Consider the following 15,828-nt stretch of genomic DNA (forward strand, 5'->3'; position numbering starts at 1 on the left):
TTCGCTCGGATCTTGTCATGAACATCACCGCCACCCCGATCACCGCCGCGCTGGCCGGCGCCTTTTCCGCTGCGGTGTGGCCACTGCTGTGGTCACGTTTCGGCGGCGAGACCGGCGACAGCGCCGGACTGGTGATCGCCACGCTACTGGCGATCGCGCTGCCGGCCCATCTGTTCGTGGTCGGCCTGGGCCGCGCCGGCCAGGACGCCAGCCGCACGCTGGACACCGCACTGCTGCGGCGGATCGCGAGCTGGCTGCTGGCGGCGGCCGCGGTCACCGTGACCGGCGTCACGCTCTGATACAGGACGTTCCGCGCGTCCGGAGCCGGCCACGTATGCATGCCTCAATCCGGGCTGGCGCCCGCTGAAAGTGGTCACACGCCGGATGGCGGGGCAGCGGAGCCGGGTTCATCGCCGGCCCGCTTTTCGAGGAGGTCGACTTCAGTGGCTATGCCGGCAGCGCCGGTCACCCGACCACAGTGAAGATCGTGCCGTTGATCGAACTGGCGATCACCATCCATCCGGTCATCGCGCATCTTCATCGAGCCCGGCCCGATGCATCGCCGGCATGCACGCATCGTGCTGTCGGTCGCAGTGATCAAGGATGCGCTGCACGACATCGCGCAGGCGGTCGCGTTCGGTTTGGTGCATGTGAAGTCCGGTGCCGTCGGCGCAGCACGCCGCCATCATGTAAGCAGCGGTTTCGGCGCCGGCCGATCACGGAACCGCGTCCGCCGGTCGGGGCTCACAGCGTCGCTGTGAACTCAAATCGATAAGGATGCCGTTTCATGACACCTGACAACGCTCTGCTCACCATTGCCCTGTTCGCGGCCTTCGCCGATGGCGTCAAGGACGACCGCGAGCGCGACCACGTACGCCGTTTTGCCGAATCACTGGGCACGCAGGCGCCCGACCTGCCGCGTCTCTACCAGGACGTGCTGCTCAAGCGGGTGACCTTACGCGACGCGACCTCGGCGCTGGAAGACCTCGGCCAGCGCCAGTTCGCCTACGAAATGGCACTGTGCATCTGCGACGCAGACGGCCGCCAGTGCGACACAGAACGCGCCTTCCTCGCCGACCTGAAGCGTCAGCTCTGTCTCGACGGCGACGCCCGGGTGGCCGACGCCGAAAGCAAGGCCGACGCGCTGGCCGACCTCGACGCGTACGCGCCCGCCACGATCGCTGCGTCCACAACGGTCGCTGCCGCGCAGCCGGCGCCCTCGGACGCCGAACTCGACAAGACCATCCTGAATTACGCCATCCTCAATGGCGCGCTCGAACTGCTGCCGCAGACCTGGGCCTCGGTCGCCATCATTCCGCTGCAGATCAAGATGGTCTATCGCATCGGCCGCGCGCACGGCTACGAACTCGACCAGGGCCACATCAAGGAATTCCTCGCCACGGTCGGCGTCGGCCTCACCTCGCAATACCTCGAGCAGTTCGGCCGCAAGCTGCTCGGCGGCCTGCTCGGCAAGATGGCCGGCAAGACCGTCGGCGGTCTCGGCCGCACCGCCACCGGCATGGCCTTCTCGTTCGCCAGCACCTACGCGCTCGGTCACATCGCCAAACGCTATTACGCCGGCGGCCGGCAGATGAGCGCAGCGGCGCTGCAGCAGGGCTTCCGGCAGATGCTGGAACCGGCGAAGAAACTGCAGGCCGACTACCTGCCGCAGATGCGCCAGCGCGCATCCGGCCTGGACGCCGCGCAGATCATGGCGATGGTGCGCGGCGGCTGAGCGCGACCGGCCGGTTTGCGCTGGCGCAACGGCTCCGACGCAGCGGCAGTGCACAATGACGGCCCCCGCAGTCCGCGGGCGATAAACCGATCATGAATGGGTAGGCCGTGAGTTCATTTCCGAAATGTCCGCAGTGCAGTTCCGAATACACCTACGAGGACGGCAGCATGTACGTCTGTCCGGAATGCGCGCACGAGTGGCCGCAGCGGGCCGCCGAAGCCACCGATCAGGCGCGCGTGGTGAAGGACGCCTACGGCAACGTGCTGGCCGACGGTGACAGCGTCACGCTGATCAAGGACCTGAAGGTAAAGGGTTCGTCGTCGGTGCTGAAGGTGGGCACCAAGGTGAAGTCCATCCGTCTGGTCGAGGGCGACCACGACATCGACTGCCGCATCGACGGCTTCGGCGCGATGCAGCTGAAATCGGAGTTCGTGAAGAAGGCCTGAGTCAGGCAGTGCGTGCCGGCCGTCGACCGGCACGCGCCTGCGATCAGAAGCGCTCCACCTCGACCTTCACGTCGTCGATCGCCAGGCCGTGATCGAAGCTGTAGTTGTTGCGTACGACCCAGCGCAGCCATAGCCGGCTGCCGGCTGTCCATGCCGGCGTGATGATGCCGCCGAGCGCCTGTTTCGCCAGCGGGTCGCGGCCGAAGACCGGTGCGCCGCTCGGCGTCAGGATCAGTGGTGACGGCGATTCGAAATCGAAGCCGGCGCCCGGGCGCACCCAGTCGACATGGCCGAATTCCTCGCCGACGCCGTACTCGAACACCAGCACGTTCAAATCGTCGCTGGCGCCCTGCCGCCACTGCTGGCCTTCGAACGCGATGCGCACCGCGTCGATGCCGCGACCGCCCGCGTTGCGGAAGGACACGGCGATGTAGCCGGCGAGCTGGCCGGCAGCCGGCGTGCCGAAGTAGCTGCCGCCGGTGCCGACCGCGCCGAGCGCGCGGTTGCGGTCGCCTTCGAGGCCGTAGCTGTAGAAGCTGCCGCCGGCATCGTCACCGGTGTCGCCGCGGTAGGTCGGCGTCACCAGCGGCTGTTCGACGAAGTTGAGCAGCCGCCAGCCGGGCAGCGTGTCGTTGTCGCGCCAGTCGAAGGCGCGGCTGGTGGCGCCCAGCGTGTCGAAGTTCTGCACGTAGACGAAGCGCCCGGCAGCGTCCGGCGCCACCGCGATGTCGGCCGTGGCCGGCAGCGCAGACGCGCCGAGTACGGCGGCGAGCAGGGAAGCGCGTATCGAGGTCATCACCACCATCCGCTCAGGCGCGCTTGCGGCGCGCGGCTGCGCCGACGATGCCGAGGCCGGCGGCCAGCAGCGCGATCGAGGCCGGTTCCGGCACGGCCGGGATGGCGACGCTCAGCGACACGTTGTCGATGGCCAGACCGTGATCGAAGCCGGCGCTGTTGTAGTCGATCCAGGTGATCCACAGCGTCTGGCCGGCTTCCCACTCGAGCGCGATGTCACCGCCGCGCAGTACGGCATTGGCGTTGCCGTCGGTGGCGAAGCCGGCGGTCGAGGCGGCGTTGGTCACCGTCGAGTTGTACTTGAACGCGCTGCCCGGATTGATCCAGGTGCTCACGCTGCCGAAGCTGTCGCCGAAACCGTAGCGGAAGTCCAGCGTATCGCTGCCCTGGTTGGATTCGCCGACGCGCCATTGCTCGGCATCCCAGAACACGCTGACGCCTTCGATGGTGGCGCCGCTGTCGTTGCGGAAGGCGGCCGCGGCGTAGCCCGACAGCGCGCTGGAAGCCGGCGAGCCCCAGTAGGCGCCGCCGGAGCCGAGCGCGCCGAGCGCGCGGTCGCTGTCGGCGTTCTGGCCGTAGCTGTAGAAGTAGCCGCCGGCGTCGCTGCCGTTGCCGGCGCGGTAGAAGGTCTTGGCCACCTTGGCCGAATCGAACAGCGACCAGCCGGCGATGGTGCTGTCATTGCTCCAGGCGACGTTGCTGCTGCCGTTGGCCGAGGCCAGCGTGTCGAAGTCCTGGAAGTACTCGAAGCTGTCGAACAGGCCGGAAGCGTCGCGTTCGAGCGTGACGATGACGGCGGCCTGGGCCGGAGTGGCGAGTGCAGCGAAGGCAACAGCGAGGGCGGTGGCGAGGGTGCGGTGGATCATGGTGTCGTTCTCCGTGAGGTGCTGTGGGTTCGTGTTCAGGCAAGCGGCAACAGCGCGCGCTGGGCGCTGCCGGGCAGCGTGCGCACGGTGGCGCCTTCGCTGAGCGTGTACTGGCGGGACTTGACGGTGCTGACGAAGTACCAGGTGGCGCGGCACTCATCGCGCGTGGCGGTCAGCACCATGAAACCGCGGTGACCGGTTTCGGCGTACTTGAGGTCGGGAATGGTGTCGACCATCCACTGCGCGACCACCTCGGGCGCGTCGGTGCGGCGCGTGACTTCCATGCCGGGCGAGGACACGCCAGGTGTGGCGAACTCGACGCCGATGCGGTTGCCGGCGGCGTCGACCAGGTCGCTTGCCCAGGCGTTGTGCGTGTCGCCGGCGACCACGACCAGGTTCTTGTCGAGGCGGCGGGCGGCGGCATAGACCGCCTCGCGCGCCGCCTCGTAGCCGCCCCAGGCGTCGGTGCTGCGCGGGATCGACGGCTGGCCGAGGATGTAGCGCTCGGCGCGGGTGAGCGCCTCCGGCTGCGTCGCCGCCTTGTCGTTCAGCGCGATCCAGTTGGCGATCGAGATCTGGTCGAGCGCGATGGCGGCCGGAATTTCGGCGCGCGCCATCAGCACCTGCTGGCCCAGCACCTGCCAGGTCGCCGTCGAATCGGCCATCTGCTGTTCCAGCCAGGCCTGCTGCACGCTGCCCAGCATCTGCCGGCTGTCGTCGCCGATCGCCGCGCGCAGTGCGTCGGCATTGATGCCGTCGGGGCCGACGAAATCGCCGAAGGCGAGCTGTTCGGTGCGCGCCAGCAGGCGGGTTTCCAGCATGTGCAGCGACAGCAGGTCGCCGAAGTCGAAGGAGCGGTAGATGCGGCGCAGGTCGGCGGTGTCCGGCGTACGCACCGGCAGCCACTCGTGATAGGCCTTCAGCGCAGCAGCGCGACGGTCGGCGTAAGGGCCTTCGGTGGCCGGCGTGTGATTGGCGGCGCCGGACACGAAGGTGTTGTTGCACACCTCGTGATCGTCCCAGACCGCGATCAGCGGCACCGCGGCGGTCAGCGCCTGCAGGCCGGGATCACCGCGGTACAGCGCGTGACGGGTGCGGTAGTCGGCCAACGTGATGCACTCGCCCGCCGGCAGCACTTCGCGGCCAAGCGCTGCGGCGTCGTCGGTGGCATACCCGCCGCGGCCGTATTCGTAGATGTAGTCGCCGAGATGCAGCGCGGCATGGAGGTCGTCCATGCGCGCCGCTTCGGCGTAGGCGTGGAAGTAGCCGGCCGGGAAGTTCGAGCACGAAAAAACAGCGAGCTTCACCTGGTCGACCGCGCCCTCGGGCAAGGTACGCGTGCGACCGACCGGCGAGCGCTGGCTGCCGTAGGTGAAGCGGTAGTGGTAGCGCGTGTCCGGGCGCAGGCCATCGACGTCGATCTTCACCGTGAAGTCGCGCGTCGCATTGGTGCGGAACAGGCCGCTGCGCACGACACGGCTGAACGCGGCATCGGTCGCCACTTCCCAGAACACGCGCGGCTGGGCGTCGCCCGGCGCGGTAATGCGGGTCCACAGGATGACGCGGCGGGCCAGCGGGTCGCCGCTGGCGATGCCATGAACGAAGGGCGCGGCGGCGGCCTGCGCGGTCGAGCCGGAAAGAAGGGCCGGCGCGGCGAGCGCGGCGGCGCCGAGGGTGCCGATGAACTTGCGGCGGCTGGTCGGGGACGTGGTCATGTACGGTCGGCGCGATACGGAAATGCGAAGGCCGCACAGTGTTGTTTGCCGACATTACAGGCCGCATCTGCGCGACGCCGCCGCTCGTGGTCCGTTCAGACTATCGGCGGCGACGGCGCACATCGTTCACCCGGTTTGCGCAAATTGACCGAAAATCGTGCGCCGCATCGGCCGCCCGCGGTATTTTCCCGGTCATGGACAGACGACGCACCGCCCCACTCGAAGCCGTAATGGACCTCCTGCTCGACGCCGTATGCGTCGTGGACGAGTTCGGGCACTTCGTATTTGTCAGCGCCGCCTTCGAGCGCATCTTCGGCTACAGCTGCGACGAGGTGATCGGCCGCCGGATGATCGACCTGGTGCTGCCGGAAGACCGCGAACGCACGCTGCGCGCGGCGGCCGAAATCATGTCGGGCGACCCCAAGCTCAGCTTCGAGAACCGTTACGTGCGCAAGGACGGCGCCATCGTGCACATCCTGTGGTCGGCGCGCTGGTCGGAAAGCGAACGGCTGCGCGTGGCGATCGCGCACGACATCACTGCACGCAAGCGTGCTGGCGACATGCAGGCGGCGATGTACGCGATGTCCGAGGCGGCGCACGTGGCGACCGACCTGTTCGACCTGCTGGCACGCGCGCATCGCATCGTCGCCGACCTGCTGCCGGCCGAGCGCATGATGGTGGGCGTGCGCAACGAGATCGACGGCGCGCTCAACATCGCCTACGCGGCCGACGCGCACGGCGATCCGGTCGACGGTCTGCCGTCGCGGTGTATCGATTTCTGTGCCGACGTGGTAGCGCGCGGCGAAACCCGACTGATGGCGGGCGAACGCGGCGAGACCTGGCTCGGCGCGCCGCTGGTGTCGGCCGACGGCTGCCTCGGCGCGCTGGCGCTGAAACGCGCCCCGGGCGCCGCAGTGTTCACCGAACGCGACCGCGAACTGCTGAATTTCGTCGCCACCCAGATCGCCACCGCGCTCGAACGCATGCAACTGCAGACGCGACTGCGCCGCATGGCGCAGTACGACGGTCTGACCGGCCTGCCCAATCGCGCGCTGCTGCATGACCGCATCGAAACGGCGATCGCCGCCGCGCGGCGCACCAAGGGCAGGCTCGCCCTGCTCTACCTCGACCTCGACCGTTTCAAGGAAGTGAACGACACACTGGGCCACGCCGCTGGCGACGTGCTGCTGCATGACGTGGCGCAGCGCCTGCGCCTGTGCGTGCGCGAGGCCGACACGGTGGCGCGCATCGGCGGCGACGAGTTCGTCGTGCTGCTGGCCGACGTGCGCCGCATGGAGGACGCCGAGACGGTGGCCGACAAGATCCGCGACGTGCTGGCGCGGCCGGTGACGATGGACGGCCACGAACTGACGGTCGGCGCCAGCATCGGCATCGCCCGCTGGCCGGAAAACGGCGACAGCGCGAAGGATCTGCTGCTGATCGCCGACGCCGCGATGTACGCGGCCAAGCGTCGGCGCTGAGCGCCGACCGCTCAGCGCGCGGTCAGCTGCGGCTTCAGACTGCGGCTCAGCGCCAGCTTGCGCACGATGGACGAGAAGGAGCGCATTTCGCTCGCCTGCTGGTTCTTGCCCCGCTTCCACAGGATGCCCGGCGTGCGGATCGGCGTCGGGCTTTCCAGCAGGATGCGGCGCAGGCCGGACTGCGGCGTCACCGCGTTGGCGGCGACCACCGAACCGATCTGCGTGCGCGCCACCAGGCCCAGCATCGGCGCAATGGTGTTCATCTCCGCCACGACCTGAGGCTCGGCGCCGCAGGCGCGAAAGCATTCGTCCAGCATCACCCGGGTGGCGAATTCGCGCGGCAGCAGCACCAGCTGCTGGCGGTGCAGTTCCACCAGACGCACGCGCTTGCGCTGCGCCAGCGGATGATCTTCGGCCACCACCAGCACCATTTCCTCGTTGTACAGCGGCTCGAACCACAGATCGTCCGGCGTGGCCGGGCGGTAGGCGATGCCCAGATCCAGCTCGCCTGATTTCACCTTTGCGCTGATGTCGTCGGCCGACAGTTCCTCGACGATGACGCGCGCGGTCGGGTGCCGGGTCAGGAAGGTGGCCACGCATTCCGGAATGAAGCCGAGGTTGAAGGTGTGGGTGGCGCCCACGCGCACCTCGCCGGCGAGGTCGGCCGACGATTCCTTCAGCGCGCCGATGCCCATGTCCACCGCCCCCAGCGCCTGGATGGCGTATTCGAGGAAGCGCTCGCCACCGTCAGTCAGCATGACCCGCTTGCCGACGCGCTCGAACAGCGGCTGATCCAGCTCTTCCTCGAGCTGGCGTATCTGGTGCGACAGCGTCGATTGCGTGACATGCACCCGTTCGGCGGCGCGCGTGAAGTTGAGGCACTCGGCCAGCGTAACGAAGTAGCGCAGGTGTCGCAGTTCCATGGCTTTGCGGCGTCAGGTCTTAACTATCGATGCCATAGATGGTAACGATGAAAATTCATCATTTCTACATCTTGTTCGGCCTGCCTATCCTCCACTGACAGATGACCGCGGGCCCTTTGACGGCACCGCGGCGACAACAGGATGGAGGAGATGCAATGACCCGCTCCGTGGGCGAAGACCTCAGCCGTGCCGTGCTGGCGCGGCTGGACGGCTGCAGCGATGCACGCCTGCGCACCGTAATGGGGGCGCTGGTAAGTCATCTGCACAGCTTCGTCCGTGAGGTCGATCTGACGCCTGAAGAGTGGTCTGCCGCCATCGACTTCCTGACCGCCACCGGTCAGGCCTGCACCGCCCGCCGCCAGGAGTTCACGCTGCTGTCCGACACGCTGGGCGTGTCGATGCTGGTGATCGCGCTGGCACAGGCCCGTGCCGGTGACCGCTCGAACGGCGCCACCGATGCGACCGAAGCATCGGTGCAGGGGCCGTACTGCCTGCAGGGCAGGTCTGACTGTCCGCTCGGTACCGACATCGCCGAGGGCGTGCGTGGCGAGCCCACCTTCTACGCCGGCCGCGTCACCGATACCGAAGGCATGCCGATCGCCGGTGCGCTGCTCGAGGTGTGTTCCGGCGACGGCACCGGCGACACGTCGATGCCCGCACAAGGCCGCTTCCGGACCGACGATCAGGGGCGCTACTGGTTCTGGTCGGTCCGTCCGGCGCCTCAGACGCTGCCGGCGGACGGCCCGGTCGGCCGCCTGCTCGAACGCGTGGGCGCTCACCCGAACCGCCCGGCTCACCTCCACATGCAAGTGTCGGCAGACGGCTTCGTGCCCCTCGCCACCCGGCTGTTCGTGGCCGGCAGCGACTACCTCGATTCGGACGCGGCGTTCGGCGTGCGCGACAGCCTGATCGTTGATTTCGACCGTCACCAACCGGGCGAAGCGCCGGACGGGCGGCGCATGCGCAAACCCTACTGGTCGGCCCACTACGACTTCCGGCTGGCGCCGGTGCATGACTGATTTCGACGCCGCGCCGGCGTGCGCGGCAGCAAAGGACCTCACGATGAAGATAGGCAAGGAAACGATTCCGCGGACCGCGATCTCGACCTCGGACGAACATTCGATCACGGTGCGCGGCGCCGACCTGTGCGGCGAGCTGATCGGCCGCATCGGCTTCACCGAGTATTTCCATCTGCTGGTGACCGGCCGGCGTGCGACACCCGCGGCCACCGCCGTGCTCGACGCCACGCTGGTCGCCATCGCCGAACACGGTCTGGTGCCCAGCGTGCAGGCCAGCCGGATGACGCTGGCCGCCGCCCCCGACGCGCTGCAGGGTGCGGTGGCGGCCGGCATTCTGGGCTGCGGCTCGGTCATTCTCGGGGCGTCGGAAACCGCCGGCCGCCTGTTCCACGAAATCGAGCAGCGCGCCGCCGGTGGCGACATCGACACCGCGGCACGCGAGGTGGTGCAGGCCTGGCGCGCCGAAAGGAAGCCCATTCCCGGCTACGGCCACCCGCAGCACAAGGCGCGTGACCCGCGTGTTGACGCGCTGTTCGCGGTGGCCCGCGAACACGGCATCGACCTGCGCTACGTCGCGATCGCCGAAGCGGTCGAGCGGGCGATTCCGGCCGTGATCGGCAAGGACCTCAAGCTCAATGTGTCGGCCGCCATTCCGGCGCTGCTGCTGGGCGTCGGCTTTCCGCTGGAGGCACTGAAGGGGGTGCCTATCCTGGCGCGCACCGCCGGCCTGATCGCGCATCTGACCGAGGAGCTCCAGCGCTCGATCGGTTTCGCGCTGTCCTACCAGGCCGCCCGCGAAGCGCAGTACGACGGCGAGCCGGCACGCGACGGAGCAGCGGAATGAGCGGCGTGCTCGACGGCGTGCGCGTGATCGAACAGGGCACCTTCATCACCGGCCCGGCGGCCGGCATGATCCTGGCCGACCTGGGCGCGGACGTGATCAAGGTGGAACAGCCGGAAACCGGCGACCCCTTCCGCGCGTTCAAGGGCGGCCTCTACAGCCCGCACTTCCAGACCTATAACCGCAACAAGCGCAGCATCGCGCTGAACACCAAGAACACCGACGACCTCGCGGTGTTCGACGACCTCATCCGCAGCGCGGACGTGTACATCCAGAACTTCCGTCCCGGCGCGGCGGAACGTCTCGGTGCGGGCGAGGCGCGCCTGCGCGCGCTGAATCCGCGCCTCATCTACTGCGCCATCAGTGGTTTCGGGCAGACCGGCCCGGCTGCACAACGGCCGAGTTACGACACGGTCGCCCAGGCTGCGAGCGGATATCTGAAGCTGCTGGTGAACCCGGCGGATCCGCGCGTCGTGGGGCCGGCCGTCGCTGACGCGATGACCGGCTACTACGCCGCCTTCGGCATTCTCGGCGCGCTGTACGAGCGCGAACGCACCGGCGCCGGCCGCAAGGTCGAAGTGTCGATGCTGGAGGCGATGTGCCACTTCAACCTCGACGCCTTCACCCACTACCTGTCGGAAGGCGAAGTGATGGGGCCGTTCAGCCGGCCCAGCGTGTCGCAGTCCTACGTGCTGCGCTGTGGCGACGACCGGTGGCTGGCGCTGCACATGTCCTCGCCGGAAAAGTTCTGGCAAGGCCTGGCCGAAGCCATGGGCCGGCCGGACATCTTCAGCGATCCGCGCTTCTGTTCGCGCGAGGCGCGCATCCATCACTACGACGACCTGATCGCGCTGCTGCGCAGCGTGTTCGCCACCGACACGCGTGAGGCCTGGTGCGCACGGCTGGCGGCGCAGGACGTGCCGCACGCGCCGATGTACGACACCGACGAGGTGCTCGCCGACCCGCAGGTGCGTCACCTCGAACTCGAAGTCGGTGCCCGGCACCCGCAGATGGGGCCGTTCCGCACCATCCGTTTCCCGGTGTCCTTTGACGGACGGCGCGCCTTCGACATCCAGCCACCGCCGGTGCTTGACGAGCACGGCGAGGCCATCCGCAGCAGCCTGCAGCACCCGGACGCCGGCCGTTCCACCCAGGCCGGCGACGACAGATGAAGGGACGACTCACGACGCAGCACTGACAGGCCTGCCGCGCTCTTGCCGCGGTGGCGCCACACATCAAAAGAAGGAGGAGGCATGAACAACACAATACGAAATGTGCCGCGCAGGCCGCGCCGCACGCTGCTGGCCACGCTGTGCGGGCTGGCATGGCTGCAGCCGGCCGCGGCATTCGACATCGACACCGGCAATCCGGACGTGAAGATGCGTTGGGACAACACGGTGAAGTACTCGGGCGCCTGGCGCCTGGAGGACCGCTCGCGGCTATTGACCAGCGACATCAACCAGGACGATGGCAACCGCAATTTCGGTCGCGGCATGATTTCGAACCGGGTCGATCTGCTGTCCGAGTTCGACATGAGCTACAAGGGCAACATGGGCGTGCGCGTCAGTGGCGCCGGCTGGTATGACAGCATCTACCAGCGCGACAACGACAACAATTCGCCGGCCACCGCCAACCAGCTGTCACGGCCGGCCGGCGAGTTCGTCGATGCCACCCGCGACCTGCACGGCGGACGTGCCGAATGGCTCGATGCCTTCGTCTATGCCACCGGCGAGCGCGCCAACATGCGCCTGGGCCGCCACTCCATCCTGTACGGCGAAACCCTGTTCTTCGGCGCCAACGGCATTGCCGCGGCGCAGTCGCCGACCGATGTGGTGAAACTGCTGTCGGTGCCGAACTCGCAGTTCAAGGAAATCGTGCTGCCGGTGAATCAGGTGTCCGGCCAGCTGCAGCTGACCGACACCGTGTCGATCGGTGCCTACTACCAGTTCGAGTTCCGCAAGAACCGCATTCCTGGCGTGGGCAGCTACTTCTCCGGCGCTGACGTGCTGGGCCCGGGCACCGAGCGCTTCCTGTTCGCGCCGGGCATCGGCGTGCCACGCGTCGAGGACGGAAATGCCGAGAACTCCGGTCAGGGTGGCGTGCAGCTGCGCTGGCGTCCGGAAGGCAAGGACATCGAGTTCGGCTTCTACGCGGTGCGCTACCACGACAAGAACTTCCAGGTGTATCTGCGCCCGGTCGCCGGCGACCTGCAGATGGTCTATCCGGAAGGCGTGCGCGCCTACGGCGTGAGCTTCAGTACCGAAATCGCCGACTTCAATCTGGCCGGTGAATTTTCTGTCCGCCGCAATACCCCGCTGGTCAGCGGCCCGGTGGTCGACCTGAGCCCGACCGGTGTGGCCGACAACGACCGCAACGCACTGTATGCGATCGGCAATTCGGCACACGCCAACCTGTCCGGCATCTTCTTCCTGAACCGCTCGAAGTTCTGGGACAACGCCTCGCTGGTCGCCGAACTGGCGTGGAACCGCCGTACCAGCATCACGAAGAATGCCGCCGAGCTGGATCCGAACACCTCGCGCGATGCCTGGGGCCTGCGCTTCGTGTTCGAGCCGCAGTGGTTCCAGGTGGCGGCCGGTCTCGACCTGTCGGTGCCGATCGGCGTTGGCTACAACCCCAAGGGCAATTCGTCGGTGGTGCAGCTGTTCAATGGCGGCGTGGAGCACGGCGGCGACGTGTCGATCGGCGTCAAAGGCGTCTATCAGCAGGTGTGGCGCGGCGGCATCAACTACACCCACTACGTTGGCCAGGCCGGCAATGCGCTGGGCACCGACGCCAACCTCACCTTCAAGCAGAACTACGCGGACCGCGACTTCATCTCGGTTTCGCTGCAGCGCACCTTCTAAGAACACCGGAGACTGCACATGATTTCTACCAAAACACTTGCGGCCGCCTTGCTGGCCGCGTCGATGGCCGGCACTGGCTGGGCGGCGGTGACCGCCGACGAAGCCGCCAGGCTGAAGTCCGAACTGACGCCGCTGGGCGCCGAAAAGGCCGGCAACAAGGACGGCAGCATTCCCGCCTGGAGCGGCGGTTACACCAAGGTGCCGGCGGGCTACAAGAGCGGTCAGCCGCGACCCGACCCGTTCGCCGACGAGAAGCCGCTGTTTACGGTGACCGCGGCCAATATGGCGCAGTACGCCGACAGGCTGGACGAAGGTCAGCAGTATCTGCTGAAGAAGTACCCGGACTACCGGATCAACGTCTATCCGACCCACCGCAGCGCGGCCGCACCGCAGTGGGTGTATGACGAAACGTTCAAGAACGCCACCCGCGCGAAGCTGGACGGCGATTCGGTCACCGATGCCTATGGCGGCATTCCGTTCCCGCTGCCCAAGACCGGCGCCGAGCTGCTGTGGAATCACTCGCTGCGCGTGCGCTCGCAGGGCTACCGCCAGGCTTTCCGCACCTACACCGTGGATACCAACGGCACTGCTTCGCTGGCGAGCGGCGCGCTGAACGAAGTGACGATTCCCTACTACACCAGGGGCCTGTCGCCGGAACATCTGAAGAGCAACGGCGGTGCCTACTACCAGAACCTGCAGTCGGTGGAGTCGCCCTCGATCCGTGCCGGCGAGATGCTCATGTATTACGACCAGCTCGATAACACCCGGCCGGCCTGGCAGTACCTGGTGGGCCAGCGCCGGGTGCGTCGTGCGCCGACCATCTGCTGCGATACGCCGAACTTCGTGGCGTCCGGCGTCGACTTCTTCGACCAGGTGTTCGTGTGGTTCGGTCCGGCCACCAACTACGACTGGAAGATCGCCGGCAAGAAGGAGCTGATCATCCCGTACAACAACAACCGCCTGGTGGCGGCCAAGCCGGAGGACGCGATGGCCAAGCACTTCGTGAATCCGGATCTGGTGCGCTGGGAGGTTCACCGCGTGTGGGTGCTCGAAGGAACGGTGCGCGCCGGCAAGCGCGATGTGCGCCCGAAGCGCCGGCTCTACCTCGACGAGGACACCTACATCGCCGCCATCGGCAACACCTGGGACGCGCAGGGCGCGCTGTGGCACACCAGCTACGGCTTTCCCTGGGTCCAGTACGAGATTCCGGCCGTGGGTCAGGAAACCTACACCACGCTGGACCTGATCAAGGGCACCTACTCCTACACCACGATGAGCGACCAGCAGAACCAGATCCAGGTGATCGATCCGCTGCCGCCGAGCTACTACACACCGGAATCGCTGTCGCGTCGCGGGGTGCGGTGATCCGGTCGGTTCAGGCCCTGCCGGACGGCGGGGCCGCAACCGGACCGATCAACTGAGTGTGTATTCGGGAGTGCAGCATGAGCAGCAATGAAAATTCCGTACTGATCGTCGGCGCCGGGCCGACCGGACTGATCCTGGCGCATGAACTGATGCGTCGCAACGTGCCGGTGCGGCTGATCGAGAAGCGCAAGGGGCCATCGCACACCACGCGGGCGATGACGGTGCATGCGCGGTCGATGGAAATGTTCGAACACATGGGCATCGCCCACCGGCTGGAAGAGGTCTGCCTGCAGTGCCCGGGCAACATCTACCACTTTCCGCATCTGGCGGAAGACGCGCAGCCGCGTACCGACTACCGGGTGCTGCCGACCCGGTTCGCCTTCTACTACAAGATCAACCAGAACGATTTCGAGCAGGTGCTGCGCGAGCACCTGTTCTCGCAGTACAGCCTGAAGCCGGAGTACCGCACCGAACTGGTCGGCCTCGCGCAGGACGGCCCGCAGGTCGAGGCCCGCATCGCGCTGCCGGACGGATCGACCGAAACGTGCCGCCATCCGTGGGTGGTCGGCTGCGACGGCGTGCGCAGCTTCGTGCGCGGCGCCGCGGGCATCGATTTTCCGGGCGAGGAAGTGGCCGCCATGGCGATGATGGATGTCGAACTGAGCAATGTGACCTTCGACGATCGCTGGATGAACTACTTCTTCGACAAGTCGCTGTTCATGAACTGCACCAAGCTGCCCGGACGCTGCTGGCGCATCTATATGAGCGAACCGAGCGGCGCCTTCGTGCATGCCGACAATCCGCGCGAGGCCTTCCAGACGGTGGCCGACAGGCTGGGCATCGGCATGCGGATCGGCGAACCGGAGTGGGCGACTGCCTGGGCGATCCGCAACAACATTGCCGACCGCTACCGCAACGGCCGCATGCTCATCTGCGGCGACGCTTCGCACGTGCATTCGCCGTCGGGTGGTCAGGGCATGAACGGCTGCATGCAGGACGCCTTCAACCTCGGCTGGAAGCTTGCGGCGGTGTTCAAGGGGCAGGCCTCCGAAAGCGTGCTGGACAGCTATGAACGCGAGCGCAAGCCGATAGGCGAACAGATCACCGAAGGCGCGATGTCCACCCACGAAATCGTGATGGGATTCGGCATCGAACCGGAGGAGCGCTATCACTACACGCAGGAAGAGGGCTGGGAGGCGCGCACGATCGCGCTGGTGTCCGGCCTGTCGCACAACTACCGCGACGTGTCGGTCGTGCCGCAGCTGCTGCACGCGGTTGCGGGCCCCCGTGCGGGCGAGCGTGCACCCGATGCGCTGCTGGTGCGCGAGCCGCAGAAACGCCTGTACGACGTGTTCAGGCATCCACGCTTCACGCTGCTGGTGGTGCCCGGTGCGGACGGTGAATCCCATCTGGCCATCGGACGCAGGCTGCGTGACGAGATGGACCGCCGCTACCCGGGCCAGGTGCTGGCCTGCCTGATTCCCGGGGCGGCCGAGCGGATGGCCGAACATCCGGACCCGGACCGGGCGACCAAGGCGACGGCCCTGTCCGCGGGGCGGGGCGACGAGCTCGGCTTCGACTTCGATCACCGGGTGGCCGATGAAACCGGCGAAATCCGCGCGCGCTACGGCATCGGTGCCGAAGGCCGTCTGGTGCTGGTGCGCCCCGATCTCTATGTCGGCATGAGCTGCGTGCCGGAAGAAGGGGCCGCCATCCTCGGCTATCTCGAACAGTGGTTCCGTCCGGCGCAATGAGTGCCGTCATCCACCGCCACGCGC

General features: G+C 67.4%; 15 protein-coding genes. 10 read left to right on the top strand and 5 right to left on the bottom strand.

Annotation, left to right across the window (positions count from 1 at the left end; translation table 11 throughout):
* The first annotated feature begins 17 nt into the window (after window positions 1-17).
* Entirely contained in the window at window positions 18-299 is a 282-nt protein-coding gene (locus AC51BJ_RS14750; RefSeq protein ID WP_430432493.1) for a hypothetical protein, read from the top strand.
* Window positions 300-373: 74 nt separating this feature from the next.
* Here AC51BJ_RS14750 and AC51BJ_RS14755 read toward each other — a convergent pair whose 3' ends face one another.
* Window positions 374-601, bottom strand: coding sequence for a hypothetical protein (locus AC51BJ_RS14755; RefSeq protein WP_496280724.1), 228 nt, complete (start codon window positions 599-601; stop codon window positions 374-376).
* A 186-nt stretch (window positions 602-787) separates the two neighbouring features.
* Between AC51BJ_RS14755 and AC51BJ_RS14760 the strand changes: the two genes are divergently transcribed.
* Together AC51BJ_RS14760 and AC51BJ_RS14765 are read left to right on the top strand one after the other, a co-directional pair.
* Window positions 788-1,735 (top strand): YcjF family protein, encoded by a 948-nt coding sequence (locus AC51BJ_RS14760; protein ID WP_496280725.1) that lies wholly within the window; start codon window positions 788-790, stop codon window positions 1,733-1,735.
* Between the two features lie 107 nt (window positions 1,736-1,842).
* Window positions 1,843-2,181 (top strand): zinc ribbon domain-containing protein YjdM, encoded by a 339-nt coding sequence (locus tag AC51BJ_RS14765; protein WP_496280726.1) that lies wholly within the window; start codon window positions 1,843-1,845, stop codon window positions 2,179-2,181.
* A 43-nt stretch (window positions 2,182-2,224) separates the two neighbouring features.
* Here the strand turns inward: AC51BJ_RS14765 and AC51BJ_RS14770 are convergent, their stop codons facing one another.
* Genes AC51BJ_RS14770 through AC51BJ_RS14780 form a run of 3 tightly spaced genes read right to left on the bottom strand, consistent with a single transcriptional unit; the run spans window position 2,225 to window position 5,557 of the window.
* Window positions 2,225-2,977 carry a hypothetical protein gene (locus AC51BJ_RS14770; protein ID WP_496280727.1) on the bottom strand — a complete coding sequence of 251 codons (753 nt, stop codon included), beginning with the start codon at window positions 2,975-2,977 and terminating at the stop codon, window positions 2,225-2,227.
* A 13-nt stretch (window positions 2,978-2,990) separates the two neighbouring features.
* Window positions 2,991-3,842, bottom strand: coding sequence for a PEP-CTERM sorting domain-containing protein (locus AC51BJ_RS14775; RefSeq protein WP_496280728.1), 852 nt, complete (start codon window positions 3,840-3,842; stop codon window positions 2,991-2,993).
* A 35-nt stretch (window positions 3,843-3,877) separates the two neighbouring features.
* Entirely contained in the window at window positions 3,878-5,557 is a 1,680-nt protein-coding gene (locus AC51BJ_RS14780; RefSeq protein ID WP_496280729.1) for an alkaline phosphatase D family protein, read from the bottom strand.
* Window positions 5,558-5,751: 194 nt separating this feature from the next.
* Here AC51BJ_RS14780 and AC51BJ_RS14785 point away from each other — a divergent pair, with 194 nt between their 5' ends.
* Window positions 5,752-7,038, top strand: a complete 1,287-nt coding sequence (locus tag AC51BJ_RS14785) for a diguanylate cyclase domain-containing protein (protein WP_496280730.1) — start codon at window positions 5,752-5,754, stop codon at window positions 7,036-7,038.
* Window positions 7,039-7,049: 11 nt separating this feature from the next.
* On the opposite strand, the gene AC51BJ_RS14790 is transcribed toward AC51BJ_RS14785, so the two are convergent.
* Window positions 7,050-7,961 carry a LysR substrate-binding domain-containing protein gene (locus AC51BJ_RS14790; RefSeq protein WP_496280731.1) on the bottom strand — a complete coding sequence of 304 codons (912 nt, stop codon included), beginning with the start codon at window positions 7,959-7,961 and terminating at the stop codon, window positions 7,050-7,052.
* Window positions 7,962-8,116: 155 nt separating this feature from the next.
* On the opposite strand from AC51BJ_RS14790, the gene AC51BJ_RS14795 reads away from it, so the two are divergent.
* From AC51BJ_RS14795 to AC51BJ_RS14820, 6 genes are all read left to right on the top strand, one after another.
* Complete coding sequence (locus AC51BJ_RS14795; protein WP_496280732.1) at window positions 8,117-8,980, top strand: dioxygenase; 864 nt, start codon at window positions 8,117-8,119, stop codon at window positions 8,978-8,980.
* Window positions 8,973-9,824: a citryl-CoA lyase gene (locus tag AC51BJ_RS14800; protein WP_232415575.1), complete on the top strand. Its 852-nt coding sequence runs from the start codon at window positions 8,973-8,975 to the stop codon at window positions 9,822-9,824. Before AC51BJ_RS14795 ends, AC51BJ_RS14800 begins: the two co-directional genes overlap by 8 nt.
* Window positions 9,821-10,993 carry a CaiB/BaiF CoA transferase family protein gene (locus AC51BJ_RS14805; RefSeq protein WP_496280733.1) on the top strand — a complete coding sequence of 391 codons (1,173 nt, stop codon included), beginning with the start codon at window positions 9,821-9,823 and terminating at the stop codon, window positions 10,991-10,993. Before AC51BJ_RS14800 ends, AC51BJ_RS14805 begins: the two co-directional genes overlap by 4 nt.
* 81 nt (window positions 10,994-11,074) lie before the next feature.
* Window positions 11,075-12,685 (top strand): DUF1302 domain-containing protein, encoded by a 1,611-nt coding sequence (locus AC51BJ_RS14810; RefSeq protein ID WP_496280734.1) that lies wholly within the window; start codon window positions 11,075-11,077, stop codon window positions 12,683-12,685.
* Window positions 12,686-12,703: 18 nt separating this feature from the next.
* The gene (locus AC51BJ_RS14815) at window positions 12,704-14,050 is read left to right on the top strand and encodes a DUF1329 domain-containing protein (protein WP_496280735.1); all 1,347 of its coding nucleotides are present in this window, start codon (window positions 12,704-12,706) and stop codon (window positions 14,048-14,050) included.
* Window positions 14,051-14,127: 77 nt separating this feature from the next.
* On the top strand, window positions 14,128-15,804 hold the full coding sequence (locus tag AC51BJ_RS14820) for an FAD-dependent monooxygenase (protein ID WP_496280736.1): 1,677 nt from the start codon (window positions 14,128-14,130) through the stop codon (window positions 15,802-15,804).
* Window positions 15,805-15,828 lie beyond the last annotated feature (24 nt).

This window comes from Methyloversatilis sp. S146-33 (assembly GCF_059552495.1).